A 19034-nucleotide genomic window follows, 5' to 3' on the forward strand; every position below is an offset into this window, starting at 1 on the left:
ATAAGGTTAATAGAAGTTAGGCAGTGGCTGCGTCTTGCCCAGCCTGTTGCACAAAGAAAGAGGCGCCACGGGGCTTTTGCGGCAAGCGCATCTGGTTGGCCGTGCAGCGCACCAGGCCGCTTTCCCGGCCGGCCACCAGCAGCCCGGAGTGCTCGCTGGGCAAAGGGTTTTCGCCAAATGGCAGCGCATCTTCAGCGGCATAAACGCTGATGAACAGAGTGCGCGGCAGTTCGGTCTCATTGGGGCTTGAAGCATGCAACAATCGCGTATGCATGAAGCACACGGAACCGGCAGGGCCGAAACAGGCGACCGGCGCCTGGCACTGGGTTTCCACGACCTGGTCAGCCACCGCGCCGGTAAAGCGCTGATCGTGCCAATGCGACCACAAGGGGCCCTTGTGGCTGCCGGGGATGACGTTCAACGGGCCGTTTTGCGGCGTCACCTCGCTGACCATCAGCAACGCGGTGACGATGTCGTCGTTACTGTGCGGGGTGAACAAAAAATCCTGGTGCCACTTCACTTGGGTGGTGGTGTGCGGCAGCTTGGAATTGATCTTGCTGTGATGAAAGCGCGCACCACTGCCGCCGACCAACTGCGCCGAAATGGCCGCCATGGGTGACTGCAATGCGGCGCGTTGGTAAGCGGGCGAAATCTCGGTAGGCGAACTCACCCGGCGCAGCGACGGATGGTCAGCCCGGTGGTCGCCTTCCAGATCGAAGCGCGCACGGCCGTCCAGGGTTTCGCCCCAGCCCTGCGCGTGGCCACGGCTCTCTGCTACCCACTGGTCAAAGTCGTGCTGCAATGCGGCCACTTCTTCGGCGGCAAGGACCCCTTCCACCACCAGAAACCCGTCCCGGTGGAACTGTTCAACCTGCCATTGCTCGATCATGTTCTTTCCTTCTTGAAACCCGAAACGATAAACAATCACGCCAGCGAGACATCCTTAAGGAACGCTTCGACCCGTGGATTGAGGCCGCTGCGCAACACCTGGGGCTTGTCGTCGCACACCACGCGGCCCTTCTCCATGAACACGATCCGGTCGGACACCTTGAACGCGAAATTCATTTCGTGAGTGACGATCACCATGGTGATGCCTTCCTGGGCGAGGGCTTCGATGACCTGCAACACCTCGTTGACTTTCTCCGGGTCCAGCGCCGAGGTCGGTTCGTCGAACAGCATGATTTGCGGGCGCATCATCAAGGCCCGGGCAATGGCCACACGTTGCTGCTGGCCACCAGACAACTGATGCGGGTACTTCCAGGCGTGATCGAGCATGCCCACCTTGTGCAACAGGGCGTAGGCCTGTTGCTTGAGGGCGTCCAAACGGTCCAGCCGGTGGTAACGCGGCGCCATCAGCAGGTTGTCGAGCACGGTCAGGTGCGGGAACAGGTTGAAGCTTTGGAACACCATGCCGATGTTCAGCCGGTGCTCGGCATGCTCCACGTATTGCGGTTTCTGCGCGCCCTGTTTGCTCAGGTGAATGAAGGGCTGGCCATTGATCTGGATATCGCCGTTATCGATTTGCTCAAGGCCGTTGAGCAAACGAATCAGCGTGGTCTTGCCCGAGCCGGACGGCCCGATCACCGAGACCACTTCGCCGGGCTGAACCTGTAGGCTAACGGCACCAAGCACCTCGACATCGTTATAAGCCTTGTGCAACCGGGTAGCCTGCAACGCCGGGGCTTGCGGCTCGGTGCTGGCCGCACGCTGTACCACTGCGCGCTGTTGGGTGGCCAGCGCCAACACTTCGGCGTCGGGCACACGGGAAACGTTGCGCTGGTTGACGTCGAGAAACTTCTCAAGGCGCTTGAGCAAAAAGTCGAACACCGTGACGATCAGCACGTAATAGAACGCGACCGCCGCCATCGTTTCCATCACCAGAAAATTCTGCGAGTAAAGCCGTTGGCCGACCATGAGGATCTCGGTCAACGAGATTACCGACACCAAAGAGCTGAGCTTCACGATCGAAATGTATTCGTTGGCCAGCGACGGCAATGCCACCCTGAGCGCCTGAGGAATCACCACACGCCATTGGGTCCCGAGAAACTTCAGCCCCAGGGCCCGCGCCGCCTCGGCCTGGCCCTTGTGAATCGACAGCAGGCCGCCACGATGGATCTCTGCCACATAAGCCGTTTCGCACAAGACCATGGCCAGCAGGCCGGCCCAGAACGGATCACCCAGCACCACCGACGTGGCGGGAAACGCTTGGGGAATGTTATAGACGAAGATCAGCAGTACCAGCAGCGGCAGGCTGCGAAATAGCCAGATATAGGCACGTGCCGGCGCGCTCAGCAACGGGCGCTTCGACTGCTTGGCCAGGGCCACGAAAAACCCCAGCCCGATACTGATCACCCATGTCACGAAACTCAGCTTGATAACGGTCCACGTCGCTCGCCAGAATTCGGCATCGAACAGCAAACCAAACATGTAATTCCAGTCAAATGTCATCGTCGCCGCGCTCAACATAAAAATCAAAATGTGCAACCGGGCGCCCCACTTGACCGCGTATCACGATGTGCACCGTGGCAACGAGATTCATCGAGAGAGGCACTCGCGGTCAATTAGGATTAACCGGACCAGTGAATAGGCAGAACCGATGCAGCATCACAGCGCGCCCTGCGCCGCGTTGGGCGCCGGCCCCGGCTCGCCATCGGGTCGCCCCTAAATGGCGCACTATCCATTCGGCCCCGGGGCGGGCGCCACATCTTGGTGCGGCGCGTCCCTGATCGTCCTTGGGCCCATCTCATGGCTGAAGTCTGCCGGCTCGGCGGCGCTGGTTAAATTCGTTTCTGGTTTACAACTGGGGCGAGAAAACCCGAAGCAATAGGGGTTGCCAGGCATGAGCGACAGTGGTGCAAGCCGGGCTTACTCGACACTGGCGGTCGCCCGCACAGCATGTGGATCAAAGAAGCTCGGCGCGGCCATGCCAGGGATGTATTGGTCGGATACGAACATGCGGCAGCGCTCGGTAAACGCCGCCATCACCCGGGACAACTGCGCATTGGTGGCCGTGGCATAGCCCAACTGCAACGGATGCAGGCTGCCGGCCAGGCGAATGCGGCTCAAACGCTTGCCATCCTGGGACACATTACCCTTTGGGCGTGCATTGGCGATGGTATAGCCGATACCGTTACCCACCATGGCACGCACGGTTTCAAGGTTGCTGGAACGCATGACAATATTCGGGGTAGTGCCGGCCTGGATGAACAGGCCAAGAAAATATTCCCGGCTCCAGGGTATGTCCAGCAGCACCATCGGGTGGGTTTCCAGGTCTTGCATGGTCACTGCCGGCAGGTTCGCCAGTGGGTGATAATCGCCCACCATCACGTAGGGCGGTAACTTCGCCAGGGGCTGGAAGTCGATGTCGTCACTGGTGGCCAGGTCGTAGGTCAGGGCAATATCAATCTCGGCGCTGCGCAATTTTTCCAGCAATTGCTCGTGGTCGCCTTCGACCTGGGTGATCCGCACGCCCGGAAAGGCACGGCCGAAACCAAACACCAGTTCGGGGGTGATCATCGGCGCCAGTGAATGGAGGCAGCCAATGCGCAGCGGCCCCCGCACAGTATTCAGTGATTCAGAGGCAATCGTATAAAGGTTGCTCATCTGCTCCAGGATGAGCTTGGCCTCTTGCAGCACCTGCCGCCCCACTGCCGTGAGCGATACCCCTTGAGCGTGATGGCGAATGAACAACTGAACGCCCAGCTCGGCCTCCATGTGGGTGATCGCCGCGGAGATCGAAGGTGATGACACATGAATGCGTTCCGACGCGGCGCTGATACTGCCGGCCTCCCCGGAAGCGACGAAATATTCCAACTGGCGCTGGGTAATACGGCTGAGCATCACGCCCTCCACATCTTGAGCGAGCCGGCGAACAACAGCGCCGGCCTTTGAATAACGACGTTGCACGGTTCATGCCGGGTAGCCTCAGGCCCCCCATGCATTCGACGAGGTGCCATCCTCCGATTCGGCCTGCGTCAACAGGGTTCGGTTTTTCCTAAGCTCTACGTTCAAAAAGCATAATTCCTATAAAACCATCGCTTGATCACACTGGCGCTGTAGCTGAATGGGTCCGCAAGGCTCCTGTGCCTCGACGTGGTGTCGGTGTTCAGGCATCGGCGATACCGATCAAGGTCGATTATCTTTAGGAAACTCAAATGTCAGTGGAAAAAATCAACACCTTGGTGGTCGGCGCAGGCCAGGCGGGTGTCGCGATGAGCGAGCATCTTTCACTCATGGGTGTGCCGCACGTGGTTTTGGAGCGCAACCGAATCGCAGAACGCTGGCGTTCGGAACGCTGGGACTCGCTGGTTGCCAATGGCCCGGCCTGGCACGATCGCTTCCCCAGCTTGAAATTCAACGGCATTTCGCCGGATGCCTTTGCGCCCAAAGAGCGTATGGCAGACTATTTCGAAGAGTACGCCGCCATGTTGAAGGCGCCGGTTCGCACAGGCGTCGAAGTGCTCAAGGTAGAGCGCCACGTTGGCCGCCCGGGGTTCAAGGTGACCACTTCGCAGGGCGTGATCGAAGCCTCCAACGTGGTCGCGGCGACGGGCCCGTTTCAGCGCCCAGCCGTGCCGAACATCGTCTCCGAGCAGGTAAAAGTTCAGCAACTTCACTCTTCGGCCTACAAGAACCCAGGCCAATTGGCCGAGGGCGCTGTGCTGGTGGTGGGTGCCGGTGCCTCCGGTTCGCAGATCGCCGAGGAACTGCAAAAGGCCGGGAAGACCGTGTACCTTTCGGTGGGTGAGCACTACCGCCCGCCTCGGGCGTACCGCGGCCGCGACTATTGCTGGTGGCTGGGTGCTCTGGGCCTGTGGGACGAAGTCCGTATCACCCCCAAGAAGAAGCACGTGGCCTTCGCCGTCAGCGGCTATGACGGCGGTAAAACGGTGGATTTCCGCCGCCTCGCGCACCAAGGTATTACCCTGGTGGGCCTGACCAAAGCCTGCCATAACGGTGTTATGGAGTTCGAACCCGGCTTGGCGGCCAATGTGGCTGAAGGTGACCGGGCTTACTTCGACGTGCTGCGTGACGCCGATGCCTATATCGAGCAGAACGGCCTGCCGTTCCCGCCGGAACCCGAAGCCTGGGAGCTGCTGCCTGACCCGGACTGCCTGACCCACCCGCTGCTGAGCCTGGACCTGGCGCAAGCGGGCATTACCACGATCCTCTGGGCAACGGGCTTCAAGTTCGATTTCAGTTGGCTGCAGGTCAATGCCTTCGATGAAAAAGGCGAACCCTTCCACAAGCGCGGGATCTGCGCAGAAGGCGGGATCTACTTCCTCGGGCTGCCCAACCTGGTCAACCGCGCCTCCTCGTTTATCTATGGCGTCTGGCATGACGCGAAATATATCGCCGACCACATTGTGCTGCAGAACGAGTACATGGCGTACGAGAAATCCTGAAGCCGCTACAGCGATACACTGCGATGGCGGCGCCGCCGCCCTCACGGTGTATCGCCAGACCGCCCCAGCGACGACACCCCAGCGCAGGCCGCAGGCTTTGGTTTTTCCTAACCAATGCCGTGTGCAAATACTGGTTTCGCCGAAGCGGGGGCAATGTGAAGCTTGCAGCATTCACCCCCTTAAGAGACGCCCGGCATGCCTACCCATACCCGCATCCGCATGTTCAACACCAAGCAGACCTACCCTAACCAGTCGCTGGACAACGACCTGTGCCAAGCTGTACGCGCGGGCAACACGGTCTATGTGCGCGGGCAGATCGGCACCGATTTCGATGGCAACCTGGTCGGCCTTGGCGACCCGCGGGCGCAGGCCGAGCAAGCCATGAAAAACGTCAAGCAACTGCTTGAAGAAGCGGGCTCCGACCTCTCCCATATCGTCAAGACCACCACGTACATCATCGACCCTCGCTATCGCGAGCCCGTGTACCAGGTGGTAGGCAAATGGCTCAAGGGGGTGTTCCCGATCTCCACTGGGCTGGTGATTTCCGGGCTCGGCCAACCTGAATGGCTGATGGAAATCGACGTGATTGCCGTTATCCCGGATGACTGGGCCGCCGCCTGAATCACTCGCCCTTGCTAGCGGAGCGCCCATGGCCACTGCACAGATAAACAGCCTTGAACCGGCGACCGTGGCCGCGCCCTGCGCCGCCACACCCCGGATCAATGTCGCCGTGCAACTGGACAACGTCCTCAAGCGCTTCGGCGATTCGATTGCGCTGCATGAGGTTTCGTTAAAGATTCAGGAAGGGGAATTCGTCACCCTGCTGGGCCCGTCAGGCTGCGGCAAAACCACCCTGCTCAACCTGATGGCCGGCTTTGCCGAGCCCGACCATGGCGAGATCTTCATCGACGGCCAACTGGTGACCGAAACCCCGCCCTACCAACGGGAAATCGGCATCGTGTTTCAGAACTACGCCTTATTCCCGCACATGAGCGTGGCGAAAAACATCGGCTACGGGTTACGTATGCGCGGCGTAGCCAAAGCCGAGACTGCCCAGCACGTCGAGCAGGCTCTGGCGCTGGTCAAGCTGCAAGGCTACGGCGAGCGCAAACCACGCGAGCTCTCCGGTGGCCAGCAGCAGCGAGTGGCCTTGGCGCGGGCACTGGTGATCCGGCCCAAGGTGTTGCTGCTCGATGAACCGTTCTCGGCGCTGGATAAAAACCTGCGCCTGTCGATGCAGATCGAACTGAAGGACATCCAGCGCAAGCTGGGGGTTACCACGGTGTTCGTCACCCATGACCAGAGCGAAGCCCTGAGCATGAGCGACCGGGTAGTGGTGATGGCTGCCGGCCATGTGCGCCAAATCGGCACGCCCGATGCGATCTATCGGCACCCGCAAGACCCATTCGTGGCCAGCTTCGTCGGCGACGTCAATATCCTCCCCGGTCGCTACCTGAGCCGCGACGATCTGGCCACCCTGGCACTGGGCGACAGCGTGCTGCGAGTGCCCGCCGAGCGTGTACAGGCCGAAGTCGGCGCGCGGGTAGACATCTACCTGCGCCCGGAGAACATTCGCCTGGGCCCGCTGGGCCCGGACACACTGCTCAGCGCCACCGTGGTGACCCATGTGTTCCAGGGTGACCATGTCGATATCCATCTGGACGTCCCTGCCCTGGGCCAGAACCGCCTGTTCGTGCGCCAGTCCGGGCTCGGCGCGCTGACCCGCTGGCCCGTAGGTACCGCCGCCGGCCTGAGCTTCGACGCGCAAGGCCTCTGCGCCTTCGCCGCCGGCGCCTCGCCCACCCCTTGAAGCTGAGCATTCCATGACCGCTATCGATCACCTAACCCCCACCACCCGCCACCCGCTACCGGGCCAACCCGCATGAGCCGGCTTGCTGAAACCATCAGCGCGGTTATCGCCCGGGAACCCGGTGCGCCCAGCGTGCTGCAGCGCGTCGAGCGGCCGATGCCGCGCCCCGAGCCGGGCGAACTGCTGATTCGCGTGGCCGCCGCGGGCGTCAACCGCCCGGACCTGATGCAGCGCAGCGGCATGCCGATGCCGCCCGGCACTCCAGAGGTGTTGGGCCTGGAAGCGGCGGGCACCGTGGTGGCCGTAGGCAGCGGGGCCCATGGCTTCGCCCCTGGCGATCGGGTAATGGCCTTGCTGAACGGCGGCGGTTATGCGCAGTACTGCGTCGCGCTGGCCAGCCATTGCCTGCCGGTGCCCGCCGAACTGCCGCTGGAAGAGGCGGCCGGTGTGCCGGAGGCGGCCTTTACGGTGTGGCATAACCTGTTCGAACTGGGGCGCCTGCGCGCCGGCGAAACCGTATTGATCCATGGCGCCGCCAGCGGCGTTGGCAGCTTTGCCGTGCAGTGCGCCCACGCCGCTGGCGCCAGGGTCATCGCCACCGCCGGCGGCGCCGAAAAAGTCGCCATGCTCCAGGCGCTCGGGGTCTGGCGTGCGGTCGATCGCCATGGCCAAGACTTCGTCGAAGTGGTCGCAGCATGCACCGAAGGGCGCGGCGTCGATGTGGTCCTCGACAACGTTGGCGGCCCTTACGTGGCGCGCAACCTGGAGGCCATGGCCGCGGGCGGGCGCCACGTCAGCCTGTCGTTCCTGCAAGGGGCGAAGGTCGAATTGGACCTGCAACTGTTGATGCGCAAAAGCCTGAGCCTCACGTCGTCCACGCTGCGGCCCAAGAGTGCCGAGGAGAAGGCCCGCCTGGCGGCCTGCATTCGCGAAGGGCTGCTGCCGTGGCTGGCATCCGGCCAGGTACGACCGCTGATTCACACCCGCCTACCCCTGGAGCAGGCCGCCGATGCGCACCGCCTGCTGGAAAGCAACGCTAATCTCGGCAAAGTACTGCTGATCCCCGAGGCGCCGTAGCGCCCGGCAGAATCGCCGACGCCCCATCACCCCATGGAGTTCCGATGTTCAAACTTTATTACGCCTCGACCTCCCCCTACGTGCGCAAGGTCATGGTTACCGCCCACTGCCTGGGGCTGGCCGAGCAAATCGAGAAACTCGACTCGGCGGCCCACCCGATCAAGCGCGACGAGCGCATCGCCAGTTTCAACCCGCTGGCCAAGGTGCCGGCGCTGCAGACCGCTAACGGCCTGGCGTTGTACGACAGCCGGGTGATCTGCGAATACCTCGATACCTATGCCGGCGGCTCGCTGTTCCCCCGCGAGGGCCGGCAACGCTGGCTCAGCCTGGCCCGCCAGGCCTTGGGCGATGGGCTGCTGGACGCGGCCTTGCTGGCCCGTTACGAAGCCTTCGCGCGGCCGGCCGACAAGCAATGGAGTGGCTGGGTCGACGGCCAAATGGCCAAGATCCATGCGGCCCTGGCCGAAATCGAGACCCAGGCGCCGCGCTACGGCAGCGTGCCCGATGACATCGGCTTGATCACCCTCGGCTGTGGCCTGGGTTACCTGGATTTCCGCTTTGCCAGCCTCGACTGGCGCGCCAGCCACCCCGCTACGGCCGCCTGGTTCGCCGAATTCGACCAGCACCCTGCCATGGTCGCCACCCGCCCCTTTGAGTGAAGCCCTGGAGCCAGCCATGCCCCGTACCGTGTACTTTCTCAACGGCCCTAACGCCAACCTTTACGGGCTGGACAGCAGCGGCACCTACGGCAGCGAAAGCTTTGCCAGCATCGAAGCCCGCTGCCAGCGCCACGCCGCCGAACTGGGGCTGCAACTGGATTTTCGCCAGAGTAACCACGAAGGCGTACTGGTCGACTGGATTCAAGAAGCCCGCCTGCATGCCGACGCCGTGATCATCAACGCGGCCGGCCTGACCTACAGCTCTGTGCCCATTCTCGACGCATTGCTGGCCTTCGACGGCCCCATCATCGAAGCGCACATGAGCAATATCTGGAAGCGTGAGCGTTTTCGTCATCACTCCTATGTGTCCAAGGCCGCCACCGGGGTGATCGCTGGCCTCGGCGCGCTGGGCTATCGGCTGGCGCTGGCGGCGGTAGCAGAACTACTGTTGGAGGAAAAGCCATGAACTCGACCTTTGTGTTCTACAGTGAACTCGACCGTTTTGAAGAGTGGCGGGCGCTGTTGGCGCCGCTGCTGCCGGGCGTGCATATCTGCCGGGCGCAGGACGTCGAAGACCCCGCCAGCGTGCACTACGCGCTGGTATGGAAACCGCCACAGGGCTTCTTTGGCAGGTATCCGCGCTTGAAACTGCTGATCAACCTGGGGGCGGGGGTGGATTCGCTGGTGGGGCGCGACGACCTACCCGCCGTGCCCATCACCCGCATTTGCGACCCGGACATGAGCCGTATGATGGCCAGCTACGTGCTGTTCGCTGTGCTGCGCTATGCCCGGGACATCCCGGCTTTCGAGCGCGCCCAACGCGAGCGCCGTTGGCATTACCTGCACCCGCGCGTGCCCTCCAGCATCAGGGTGGGCGTGCTGGGCTTGGGCGAACTGGGTGCTTATGCGGCGCTGGAACTGGCGCGCCAGGGCCTGGATGTGCGCGGCTGGTCGCGCTCGGAAAAACACCTGGCCGGCGTCACCTGCGTAAGCGGGATGGGCAACCTGGCGGGGTTTCTCGCCAGCAGCGACATTCTGGTGGTGATGTTACCACTCACCGCACAGACCCGTGGCCTGCTGAACGCCGAACGCCTGGCCCTGCTGCCCAAGGGCGGTTGCTTGATCAATGTGTCCCGTGGCGCCGTGGTCGATCAGCAGGCGCTGACCGCCGCGCTGGCCAGCAGGCAGATCGGCCAGGCTACGCTGGACGTATTCGACCACGAACCGCTGCCGCCAGAGGATCCACTCTGGGCGCTGGATAACGTGCTGATCACCCCGCACATGGCCTCCATCGCCATCCCCGCCACGGCGGCGCAGCAGATCGCCGATAACATCCTGCGGTTGGGGCGCGGCGAAGCGGTGCTGCACCAGGTCGACCCGGCTCGCGGTTATTGAAGCAACCGGCACGGGCGCCGCACGAAGCCAAACGAGCCCCGGGGGGCTGCATCGGAAATTCCGATGCAGAAGCCCGGCAAAGGCTGTTTTACCCAAGCCAGCGGGCCGTTCCATCATGGGTTCATCGCGCTAACGCCCTGCGTGCGCCGCTGTTGGCCACAGGGCTGCCCTCTCCGAACCCGCCAGAAGGAATAGAAAATGCTGCGTCATGCCGTTGCCTTGACCCTAATGAGCACGGCCCTGCTGGCCGCGGCGACTGCCAATGCCGCGGATAAGCTGATCGTCAGCACCTGGGGCGGCAGTTTCAAAGACCTGATCGACGAAGCCATCGGGCAGCAGTTCACCCAGGAAACCGGTGTCGAGGTCGAGTACGTGACCGGCGGCACCATCGACCGCCTCAACAAGGCCAAGCTGGCCGGCACCGCCGAAACCGACCTCACCTTCACCACCTCACACGTAGGCTGGCTGTACACCCACGATGGCCTGTTCGAAACCCTGGACATGAGCAAGCTGCCCAACGCTGCCAACCTGGTGCAACAGGCCAAGCTGAGCCCCTCCCACCTCGGCGTGTGGGGGTATGTGTACACCATCGGCTACCGCCCGGACCTGGTGCCCAAGGGTGAGACCTTCGGCAGTTGGGAAGACCTCTGGAAGCCAGAGCTCAAAGGCACGTTGGCCCTGCCCGACTGGGACCCTAGCCATATCATCGCGATCTCGGCCAAGCTTTCCGGCAGCGACGCGCAGCATTGGGAAAAAGGCCAGGACAAGCTCAAGGCGTTGATACCCAACATCAAGTCGTTCTACACCAACGACGCCAACAGCGAGCAGTTGATCGCGACGGGCGAAACACCGGTGCAGGTGATGTTGTCCATGAACGCTTACCACATGATGGAAGAAGGCGTGAACATCAAGCTGGCGATGCCGAAGGAGGGCGCAGTGCTGGGCGTCGACGCCATGGGCATCAACAAGGGCAGCAAACACGCGGCGCTGGCTTACACATTCATGAACATCGCCCTGTCGCCCGAAGTGCAAGCCAAGATCGCCAAGATCAACCACGGCAGCCCGGTAGTGACCAACGCCACGGTCGACCCGGAGATCGCCAAGCTGCCCGGGATGCTCACCACGAAAGCCCAGTGGGACGCGACCGTGAACATCGACCCCGAGCTGCGCGCCGAGAAGACCGCCGAATGGCGTAAATGGTTCTCGGAGAACATCATGGCGCATTAAGCCGCGCGCCGCTTCGTGGTGAGCTTATTATTCCAGCGGCCGGCCCACCCGGCCGCACGCTGCGGAAACACCCATGACTCGAAAACCTGCGTTTGTACTGTGGTTCGTGTTGCCCTCGGCGCTTACCGCATTGGGCCTGATGGTCGCCATGCTGGCCGTGCTGCAATACAGCGTGCGCGCGTTCATTCCCGGTTCCCTGGAGGTGGGCGGCTTCACGCTCGGCAACTTCCAAGGCTTGTTCAAAAGCCTGTATGCCGAGGCGTTTCTGAATACCGTTTCGCTGAGCTTCAAAACCGCGCTGTTCGGCCTGCTGCTCAGCTATCCGCTGGCTTATGCGCTGGTGCGCACCCGGGCCGGTTGGCTGAAGTCGAGCATTTTGATCATCGCTATCACGCCGCTGTTTCTCGGCGAAGTAGTACGTACCTATTCCTGGATCATCGTGCTGGGCAGCAGTGGCTTTCTCAACAGCGTGCTGCTGGCCGTGGGCCTGATCGACAAACCCTTACAGCTGATGTTTACCCAGACCGGGGTGGTGCTGGCGCTGGTCCATGTGACGATGCCGATCATGGTACTGATGCTGGCCACAGGGCTTTCCCACATCGACCCGGCCTACGAAAAGGCCGCTACCAGCCTCGGTGCGGGGCCGATCCGTGCCTTCCTCACGGTGACCCTACCGCTGTCGCTGCCCGGCATCGTGGCCAGCCTTACCACGGCATTCGCCTGGACGTTCAGCGCGTTTGCCACGCCGCAGCTGATTGGTGGCGGCAAGGTCAGCACCGTTGCCACGCTGGTGTACCAACTGGGCTTTTCGTCGCTGAATTTCCCTTTTGCTGCCGCCCTGAGTGTCGCTGGCCTGGTGCTGACCGTGCTGTTGCTGGCCGCGCTTAAACGCATGGCCCGCTCGCTGCAACGCGCTGGAGGCTATTGATATGACCCGCTCCCATCGTGACAAATGGCTCGGCCATGCGGGGCGCTTGCTGGTCGCGTTGATCTTGCTGTTCGTGCTGCTGCCCACGATCGTGGTGATCATCTCTTCGTTCAGCAGCACCTCGGTGTTGTTCTTTCCGCCCAAGGGCTGGTCCCTGCGCTGGTTCGTGCGGGCCGCCCACTACGATGATTTTCGCAATGGCTTCTACGCAGGGCTGGTGGTCACCGCCTGGGCCTCGAGCCTGGCGGTGGTGATCGGCACCACCCTGGCCATCGCGATCAACCGCTACGATTTTCGCTGCAAGCACGCCCTCGAAGGGGTGCTGCTGTCGCCGCTGTTCATCCCCCACTTCACCATCGGCCTGGGCTTGTTGATGCTGGTGGCGCAACTGAACCTAGGCCGTGGCTACGCACTGGTGATCTTCTGCCACATCGTGCTGGTACTACCTTTCGTGCTGCGCAGCCTGTATGTGTCACTGCATAACTTGGAGCAGCGGGTCGAGCTGGCCGCCGCGAGCCTGGGGGCTTCGCCCTTGCGCGTGGTGTGGACCATCACCGTGCCGCTGATGATTCCGGGGTTGTTCGGTGGTTGGCTGTTTGCCGCTATCCTCTCGTTCAATGAGTTCACCGCGTCGCTGTTCGTGACCACGCAGGCGACGCAGACCTTGCCCGTTGCTATGTATAACTATGTGCGCGAATTCGCCGACCCCACCCTGGCGGCGCTGTCGGTGGTCTATATCGCCGCCACCGCGACCTTGCTCACACTGGCCAATCGTTTCCTTGGCTTGGGCCGCGTGCTGAACGTTGAAGGGGCACGCTGATCGCCGGCCGAAGCCGCGCAGAACATCGACGCTGAATAAGTACCAGACAGGACGACCACCATGACGTTTTCAATCATCGGCCGTTGCGCCGAAACCGGCCAACTGGGCATCGCCATCAGCTCATCGAGCATTGCCGTGGGCGCACGTTGCCCCTGGTTGCGCCCCGGGGTGGGTGCGGTGTCGACGCAAAACATCACCCTGCCGGCGCTGGGTATCCATGTGCTGGGGCAGATGGAGCTTGGGCTGCTTCCTGAGCAAGCGCTGGCCACGGTGCCGGCTTACGACAGCTACAGCCAGTTCCGCCAAGTCACGGCCATCGACCACCAGGGCAATACCGCGTTCTTCAGCGGCAGCCAAACCCTGGGCTGCCATCACGCCGTGGCCGGGGAGCAATGTGTGGGCGCCGGCAACATGCTGGCGGATACCGCCGTCGTCGATGCCCTGGTAAAGACCTTTGAAACCACGGGCGGGCCATTGGCCGATCGCTTGATCGCCGCCATGCAAGCCGCCCTGGCGGCCGGTGGCGAAGCAGGGCCGGTGCATTCGGCGGCGCTGAAGGTGGTGGGCGACCTGAGCTGGCCCATCGTCGACTTGCGCGTTGACTGGGCCGACGAAGACCCGGTGGGTACACTGGCGCAGTTGTGGGCGGCCTACCGCCCGCAGATGCAGGACTACATCACCCGTGCCCTGGACCCTACCCAGGCACCGAGCTATGGCGTGCCAGGAGATGAATGAATGAACAGCAAGGCGCTATTGGCTGCGCTGATCGGTTTCGACACCACCAGCCGCGAGTCCAACCTGCAACTGATCGAGTTCGTTCGTGATTACCTCGCCCGGCATGAGGTGCCTTGCGAACTGATCTTCAATGGCGAGCGCAGCAAGGCCAACCTGTTCGCCACCATTGGCGCGGCCGATCGCCCCGGTGTGGTGTTGTCTGGCCACACCGATGTGGTGCCGGTCGATGGCCAACCGTGGACGGTGCCGCCGTTCGAACTGAGCGAAAAGGACGGCAAGCTGTACGGCCGCGGCACGGCCGACATGAAGGGCTACATCGCCTGCGTGCTCGCCGCCGTACCGGGCCTGCTGGCCGAGCCGTTGCGCATGCCGGTGCATATCGCCTTGTCTTACGATGAGGAAGTCGGTTGCCTGGGTGTACGCAGCCTGCTCGCCGAACTGGAGCAACGCCCGCATAAACCGGCGTTGTGCATCATTGGCGAACCCACGGAGCTCAAGCCAGTATTGGGCCACAAAGGCAAACTCGCCATGCGCTGCGATGTTCACGGCGCCGCCTGCCACTCTGCCTATGCCCCGCAGGGGGTGAACGCCATTGAATATGCGGCCGACCTCATCGGCGAACTGGGCCGCATCGGCGCTGGCCTGCGCGCCGAGCATCTACAAGACCCACGCTTCGATCCGCCCTTCACGACCGTGCAGGCCGGCCTGATCGGTGGCGGCAAGGCGCTGAATATCGTTCCCGCCGATTGCCGCTTCGATTTCGAGATCCGCACCCTACCCGACCAAAACGCCCATGACGTTGCGCAGCGATTGCAGCACTATGCGCAGCAGCAGGTATTGCCGAAAATGCAGGCGGTCGATGCCGCCAGCGATATCAGCTTTTCCGAGCTGTCGTCTTACCCGGGGCTGGCCACCGACGCCCATAGCGATGCCGCGAATTTGATCGCCCAGTGCTGTGATTCCAGCGAGTTCACCACGGTGGCCTTCGGCACCGAAGGCGGGCTGTTCGACGCCATCGGCATCCCGACCGTGGTGTGCGGGCCGGGCAGTATGGACCAAGGCCACAAACCCGACGAGTTCGTCAGCGTCGCGCAGCTCGCCGCCTGTGATCGCATGCTCGAGCGCCTGACATGGGCGTTGCGCGAGTGAACCCAGCCCACCCCCGCGGCTGATGGCACCGATAAGGCAATCGTGTTGGCCGCCAGTGTGTTCAACGGGCAGCAAGTTGGCTTTGGCTGCGGCGTAACGGCCCCCATGGGCTTTTAACGCCGCGATTCAGGGCCTGACGGCCATGCCCAAGCGCAGCGCGGGACCCCGGCGCTTAGCGATCACCAGCGTTCGGGGTGTGCAACGAATGGTAGTTTCGGTCCACGTACAGCAGGCCAGGTGATTCGGTTTCACTGAGTATGGCCACCGCCTCACAGATCAGCACGTCATGGGTGCCAATCTGCAGAACGTTTACGATGCGGCAATCGAAGTTGGCAATCGCGCCATGCAACACGGGGGCGCCGGTCTGCAAGGTTGTCCATTGCCCATGGGCGAAACGTTCGGCCATCAGCGTCTTGCCGCCGAACGCCTGCGACAATGCTTGCTGCGTCGATGCCAGGGTGTTTACGCAGAGCACGCCGTTTTCCACTACAGCGGCATAGGCCGAAGCGTTTCGGTTCAAACACACCAGTAGCGTCGGCGGTGTGTCGGTCACGCTGCACACCGCCGTTGCGGTAAAGCCGGTCGCCCCCGCGGTTCCCGCGCTGGTGACCACGTGCACGGCGGCACCCAGCCGGGCCATGGCATCGCGAAAGGTCGCGATGGTCACGGGGAGGTTCTCAATCATTTGCTCGGTCACGATGCACTCACTTGATGCTCTGCGGGGCGGAAGTATTCCATGAGGAAGAACAAGGCACAGACTATCACCACTACCACCACCGAGGCAGCGGCCAGGGTCGGTGTGACTTGCAGCAGGATGTCATCCCACATTTGTTTAGGCAGCGTCGTCTTAACCCCACCACCAATGAACATGGCCACCGTCAGTTCTTCGAACGACTGCAAAAATGCCGTGACCAGCCCGGCGAACATCCCGCCCTTGATCAGCGGCAGGGTCACCTTGATGAACACCCGCCACGGCGCGGCGCCTAACGTGGCAGCGGCTTGGTCGAGGCGCCAGTCGTAATGTTTGAACGTGGCCAGCAATACCACAAACGCCATGGGCAAGGCGATCACGGTATGCCCAATGATGATGCCCAGGTTAGTCGCCACCAGCGACATTTGCGCAAAAAGGTAGAACAAAGACACGGAGATCACGATCGGCGGAACGATCATCGGGGTCATGAATAGCAAGAATGCCAGCCCGCCGAGGCGGCTTCTGCTGCGCGCCAAACCGAACGCCGCCAGGGTCGCCAGCAGCAGCGTAATGGATGCGGTAGCAACGCCGATACCGAACGAGCGCAGCGTCGAGCCTACCCACAAAGGTGACTGGAGGTATTGGCCGAACCACTTGAAACTTAGGCTGGGCGGTGGAAACGACAGAAAATCAGACCCGGTGAATGCCATCGGAATGAACGCCAGGATGGGCACGATCAGTACGGCAATGATCAGCCACGCATAAGCCGCTAACATCCAGCCCGCGTTGCGTGCGCCAGATAGGCGAGAGTAGCCACGTGCCAGGGCATCGCAGAGATTGCCCATGGCGCATCCGATTCCCAGGCCGGCGCGGCGCATCAAGCCATTATGCTGGAGGCGGTCGCTGGAGCCACCGGATAACGTCGACAGGCCAAAGGTACGGTCATAGATAAAACAGGTGACCAAGGCGGCAAGCACCAGCATAACGGCGATGGCGGCGCCCATTTGCCAGTTCTGCAGTTGGTTGATCTGCACGATGATCAATTGGCTGAGCATCGTATCCCTCGCCCCGCCCAACAAGGTTGGCGTGATGAAAAAGCCCAGCGCTGAAATAAAAACCAGCAGCCCGGCCGCCGCCACGCCAGGCATCGAGAGCGGCAAGTAAACCCGCCAGAACTGCTGCGCCGCACTAGCACCCAAGGTATCGGCGGCCTGGGCCAGTTGGCGCTCTATCTGGTTCATCGTCGGCAGCATCACCATCACCGCCAGGGGCAGCATGGTATGGACCATGGCAAACACCACCGTCGCACGCTGGAACAATAGCTCAGCGGGGGTGAAGCCCATGGCGCCCAGCAAATCGTTGATAACCCCGTTGCGGCCCAGGAACACCAGCCAGGCGAAGTTTTTAACCAACGCGCTGGTCCAGAACGGCAACAACACGAAAAGAGCTGCCATGCGTTGCCGGCGGGGGCTTAACCGGGCAAGCCAATAGGCCAGTGGATAACCCGCGAAGATGCACCACAAGGTGGTCTGCAACGCGACGATAAAGGTAGAACTCAAGGTGCGGGTATAAACGCCCCCGGCAAAGACTTTGCTGAACGCCGTCAGGGTCCAGGCACCGGTGCGCGGATCCTTGAGGCTGACGAGCAGCAGTTGGAACGATGGATAAAGCAAAAACGCCACCAGGAAGAGTACGCCCGGGACCACCAGCCAAAGCGCACTCCAGGTTACCTGAGGCTTGCGGGCCGGCTTGGCCTTAGCCGTTTGCATCGCCAACTCTGCCATCGCGGCATCCTCCGGGTCGGTCATGCGTGTCGATTGGCGGGCCGCGCCAAGCCTAGATGATCACGCAGGGTTTTGCCGGTGTATTCGGTCTTCATCAGGCCGCGTTGCTGCAACAGCGGCACGACCTGCTCGACGAAGTCCTGCATGCCCTCCGGCATGGTGTGGAAAATCATCATGAAGCCATCGGCTGCACCGGCGTCGAGCCATTCCTGCATATGGTCGGCGACTTGCGTGGCGGTGCCGCGAAAGGTCACGTTGCCCCGTTCGTAGCGCATGCACATTTCCCGCAGGGTTAGCTTCTCGACGCGGATCATGTTGACGATGTAATCAAAATAGGCGCGATGGAAGTTAGAGGTCGCTGGTATCCGCGCTTCAGGGATCGGCTCGTCCAGCGGCAGGTCTGAAAGGTCGGTTTCAAGGTCTTGAGCCAGGCGCATACGGCCAACATCCGGGTGGATCATGCTTTGCAGGTGTTGGTACTTCGCTTCTGCTTCTTCAGCGGTAGCGCCGATCACCACCGACAACCCGGTCAGAATCTTCAACTCGTCAGCAGAACGGCCAAACTTGGCCATGCGGCCCTTGAGGTCGTCGTAGAAAGCCTTGCCCTTTTCGACGGTCGGGTCTGAGGCGAACACCACCTCGGCCGTTTTCGCCGCGAAGTCCTTGCCGGTTTCCGAACCACCGGCCTGAATGATCACCGGTTTGCCTTGGGGCGCGCGGGCGATATTGAGCGCGCCGTGCACGGTGAAATACTTGCCATCGTGGTTGACCGGGTGCTGTTTTTCGGCAATGAAATTCAAGCCATTGGCCTTGTCATTGACGAAGGCATCGTCTTCCCAGGTGTCCCACAGAGCTTCCACCACCTCCATGAATTCCCTGGCCTTGTCGTAGCGCTCGGCGTGAGGGGGTAGCTTATCGAGGCCAAAATTGCGTGCCGCGTAATCGTTGGCGCTGGTCACCACGTTCCAGGCCGCCCGGCCGTGGCTAATGTGGTCGAGCGATGCGAACTGCCGTGCCAGGTTATAGGGCTCCATGAAGCTGGTCGATGCCGTGGCGCCGAGGCCGATGTGGCGCGTGGCAACGCCCAACGCCGAGAGCAAGGTAATGGGTTCGAACACGTTCATGAACATCGGGAAGCGGCTCCACGCGTACAAATTATCGGTACGCGCGGCAGGGGTGTCGGCGATGAAGAAGATGTCGAAACAACCCCGTTCGGCAAGCTGCGCCATGGCAATGAAATGCTCGATGCTGGTGGACGCATCGTCCGGCGTACCGGTTTGCATCCACGAAGCCGGGTGTGCTCCGGTGCCCTGAATCAGCGTCGCCAGGGCCATGTGTCGGGTGCTGCTCATGT

General features: G+C 62.1%; 18 protein-coding genes. 12 read left to right on the top strand and 6 right to left on the bottom strand.

What is annotated here, in order from left to right:
- Positions 1 to 16: 16 nt before the first annotated feature.
- From HAQ05_RS13435 to HAQ05_RS13445, 3 genes are all read right to left on the bottom strand, one after another.
- Complete coding sequence (locus HAQ05_RS13435) at positions 17 to 889, bottom strand: phytanoyl-CoA dioxygenase family protein (protein WP_190421372.1); 873 nt, start codon at positions 887 to 889, stop codon at positions 17 to 19.
- Positions 890 to 924: 35 nt separating this feature from the next.
- Positions 925 to 2448 carry an amino acid ABC transporter permease/ATP-binding protein gene (locus tag HAQ05_RS13440; protein WP_190421374.1) on the bottom strand — a complete coding sequence of 508 codons (1524 nt, stop codon included), beginning with the start codon at positions 2446 to 2448 and terminating at the stop codon, positions 925 to 927.
- A 417-nt stretch (positions 2449 to 2865) separates the two neighbouring features.
- Positions 2866 to 3840 (bottom strand): LysR family transcriptional regulator, encoded by a 975-nt coding sequence (locus HAQ05_RS13445; protein ID WP_190421376.1) that lies wholly within the window; start codon positions 3838 to 3840, stop codon positions 2866 to 2868.
- A gap of 314 nt (positions 3841 to 4154) precedes the next feature.
- Between HAQ05_RS13445 and HAQ05_RS13450 the strand changes: the two genes are divergently transcribed.
- The 12 genes from HAQ05_RS13450 (at position 4155) to argE (ending at position 15205) form a co-directional block, all read left to right on the top strand.
- Positions 4155 to 5405, top strand: coding sequence for a flavin-containing monooxygenase (locus HAQ05_RS13450; protein WP_190421378.1), 1251 nt, complete (start codon positions 4155 to 4157; stop codon positions 5403 to 5405).
- A 195-nt stretch (positions 5406 to 5600) separates the two neighbouring features.
- Positions 5601 to 6026, top strand: a complete 426-nt coding sequence (locus HAQ05_RS13455) for a RidA family protein (RefSeq protein ID WP_190421380.1) — start codon at positions 5601 to 5603, stop codon at positions 6024 to 6026.
- 28 nt (positions 6027 to 6054) lie between these two features.
- Positions 6055 to 7215, top strand: a complete 1161-nt coding sequence (locus HAQ05_RS13460) for an ABC transporter ATP-binding protein (protein WP_190421382.1) — start codon at positions 6055 to 6057, stop codon at positions 7213 to 7215.
- Between the two features lie 72 nt (positions 7216 to 7287).
- Positions 7288 to 8292: an NAD(P)H-quinone oxidoreductase gene (locus HAQ05_RS13465; protein WP_190421384.1), complete on the top strand. Its 1005-nt coding sequence runs from the start codon at positions 7288 to 7290 to the stop codon at positions 8290 to 8292.
- A 44-nt stretch (positions 8293 to 8336) separates the two neighbouring features.
- Complete coding sequence (locus tag HAQ05_RS13470) at positions 8337 to 8951, top strand: glutathione S-transferase (RefSeq protein ID WP_190421386.1); 615 nt, start codon at positions 8337 to 8339, stop codon at positions 8949 to 8951.
- Positions 8952 to 8967: 16 nt separating this feature from the next.
- Positions 8968 to 9417, top strand: a complete 450-nt coding sequence (locus HAQ05_RS13475) for a type II 3-dehydroquinate dehydratase (protein ID WP_190421388.1) — start codon at positions 8968 to 8970, stop codon at positions 9415 to 9417.
- Positions 9414 to 10346 (top strand): 2-hydroxyacid dehydrogenase, encoded by a 933-nt coding sequence (locus HAQ05_RS13480; protein ID WP_190421390.1) that lies wholly within the window; start codon positions 9414 to 9416, stop codon positions 10344 to 10346. Before HAQ05_RS13475 ends, HAQ05_RS13480 begins: the two co-directional genes overlap by 4 nt.
- 198 nt (positions 10347 to 10544) lie before the next feature.
- On the top strand, positions 10545 to 11573 hold the full coding sequence (locus HAQ05_RS13485) for a polyamine ABC transporter substrate-binding protein (protein ID WP_190421393.1): 1029 nt from the start codon (positions 10545 to 10547) through the stop codon (positions 11571 to 11573).
- A gap of 73 nt (positions 11574 to 11646) precedes the next feature.
- Positions 11647 to 12501, top strand: a complete 855-nt coding sequence (locus HAQ05_RS13490) for an ABC transporter permease (protein ID WP_190421395.1) — start codon at positions 11647 to 11649, stop codon at positions 12499 to 12501.
- 1 nt (position 12502) lies between these two features.
- Complete coding sequence (locus HAQ05_RS13495; RefSeq protein ID WP_190421397.1) at positions 12503 to 13321, top strand: ABC transporter permease; 819 nt, start codon at positions 12503 to 12505, stop codon at positions 13319 to 13321.
- 60 nt (positions 13322 to 13381) lie between these two features.
- Positions 13382 to 14056, top strand: a complete 675-nt coding sequence (locus tag HAQ05_RS13500; protein ID WP_190421400.1) for a DUF1028 domain-containing protein — start codon at positions 13382 to 13384, stop codon at positions 14054 to 14056.
- Positions 14057 to 15205, top strand: a complete 1149-nt coding sequence (argE, locus tag HAQ05_RS13505) for an acetylornithine deacetylase (RefSeq protein WP_190421401.1) — start codon at positions 14057 to 14059, stop codon at positions 15203 to 15205.
- A 172-nt stretch (positions 15206 to 15377) separates the two neighbouring features.
- Here argE and HAQ05_RS13510 read toward each other — a convergent pair whose 3' ends face one another.
- From HAQ05_RS13510 to HAQ05_RS13520, 3 genes are read right to left on the bottom strand one after another with little or no spacing between them, the layout of a single operon-like run.
- Complete coding sequence (locus HAQ05_RS13510) at positions 15378 to 15890, bottom strand: flavin reductase (protein WP_190421473.1); 513 nt, start codon at positions 15888 to 15890, stop codon at positions 15378 to 15380.
- Between the two features lie 8 nt (positions 15891 to 15898).
- The gene (locus HAQ05_RS13515) at positions 15899 to 17704 is read right to left on the bottom strand and encodes an ABC transporter permease subunit (protein WP_202988069.1); all 1806 of its coding nucleotides are present in this window, start codon (positions 17702 to 17704) and stop codon (positions 15899 to 15901) included.
- Positions 17701 to 19032, bottom strand: a complete 1332-nt coding sequence (locus HAQ05_RS13520) for an LLM class flavin-dependent oxidoreductase (RefSeq protein WP_190421403.1) — start codon at positions 19030 to 19032, stop codon at positions 17701 to 17703. The genes HAQ05_RS13515 and HAQ05_RS13520 overlap by 4 nt, the downstream gene beginning before the upstream one ends.
- Positions 19033 to 19034 lie beyond the last annotated feature (2 nt).

Source organism: Pseudomonas typographi (assembly GCF_014694385.1).
Classification (GTDB): Bacteria; Pseudomonadota; Gammaproteobacteria; order Pseudomonadales; family Pseudomonadaceae; genus Aquipseudomonas; species Aquipseudomonas typographi.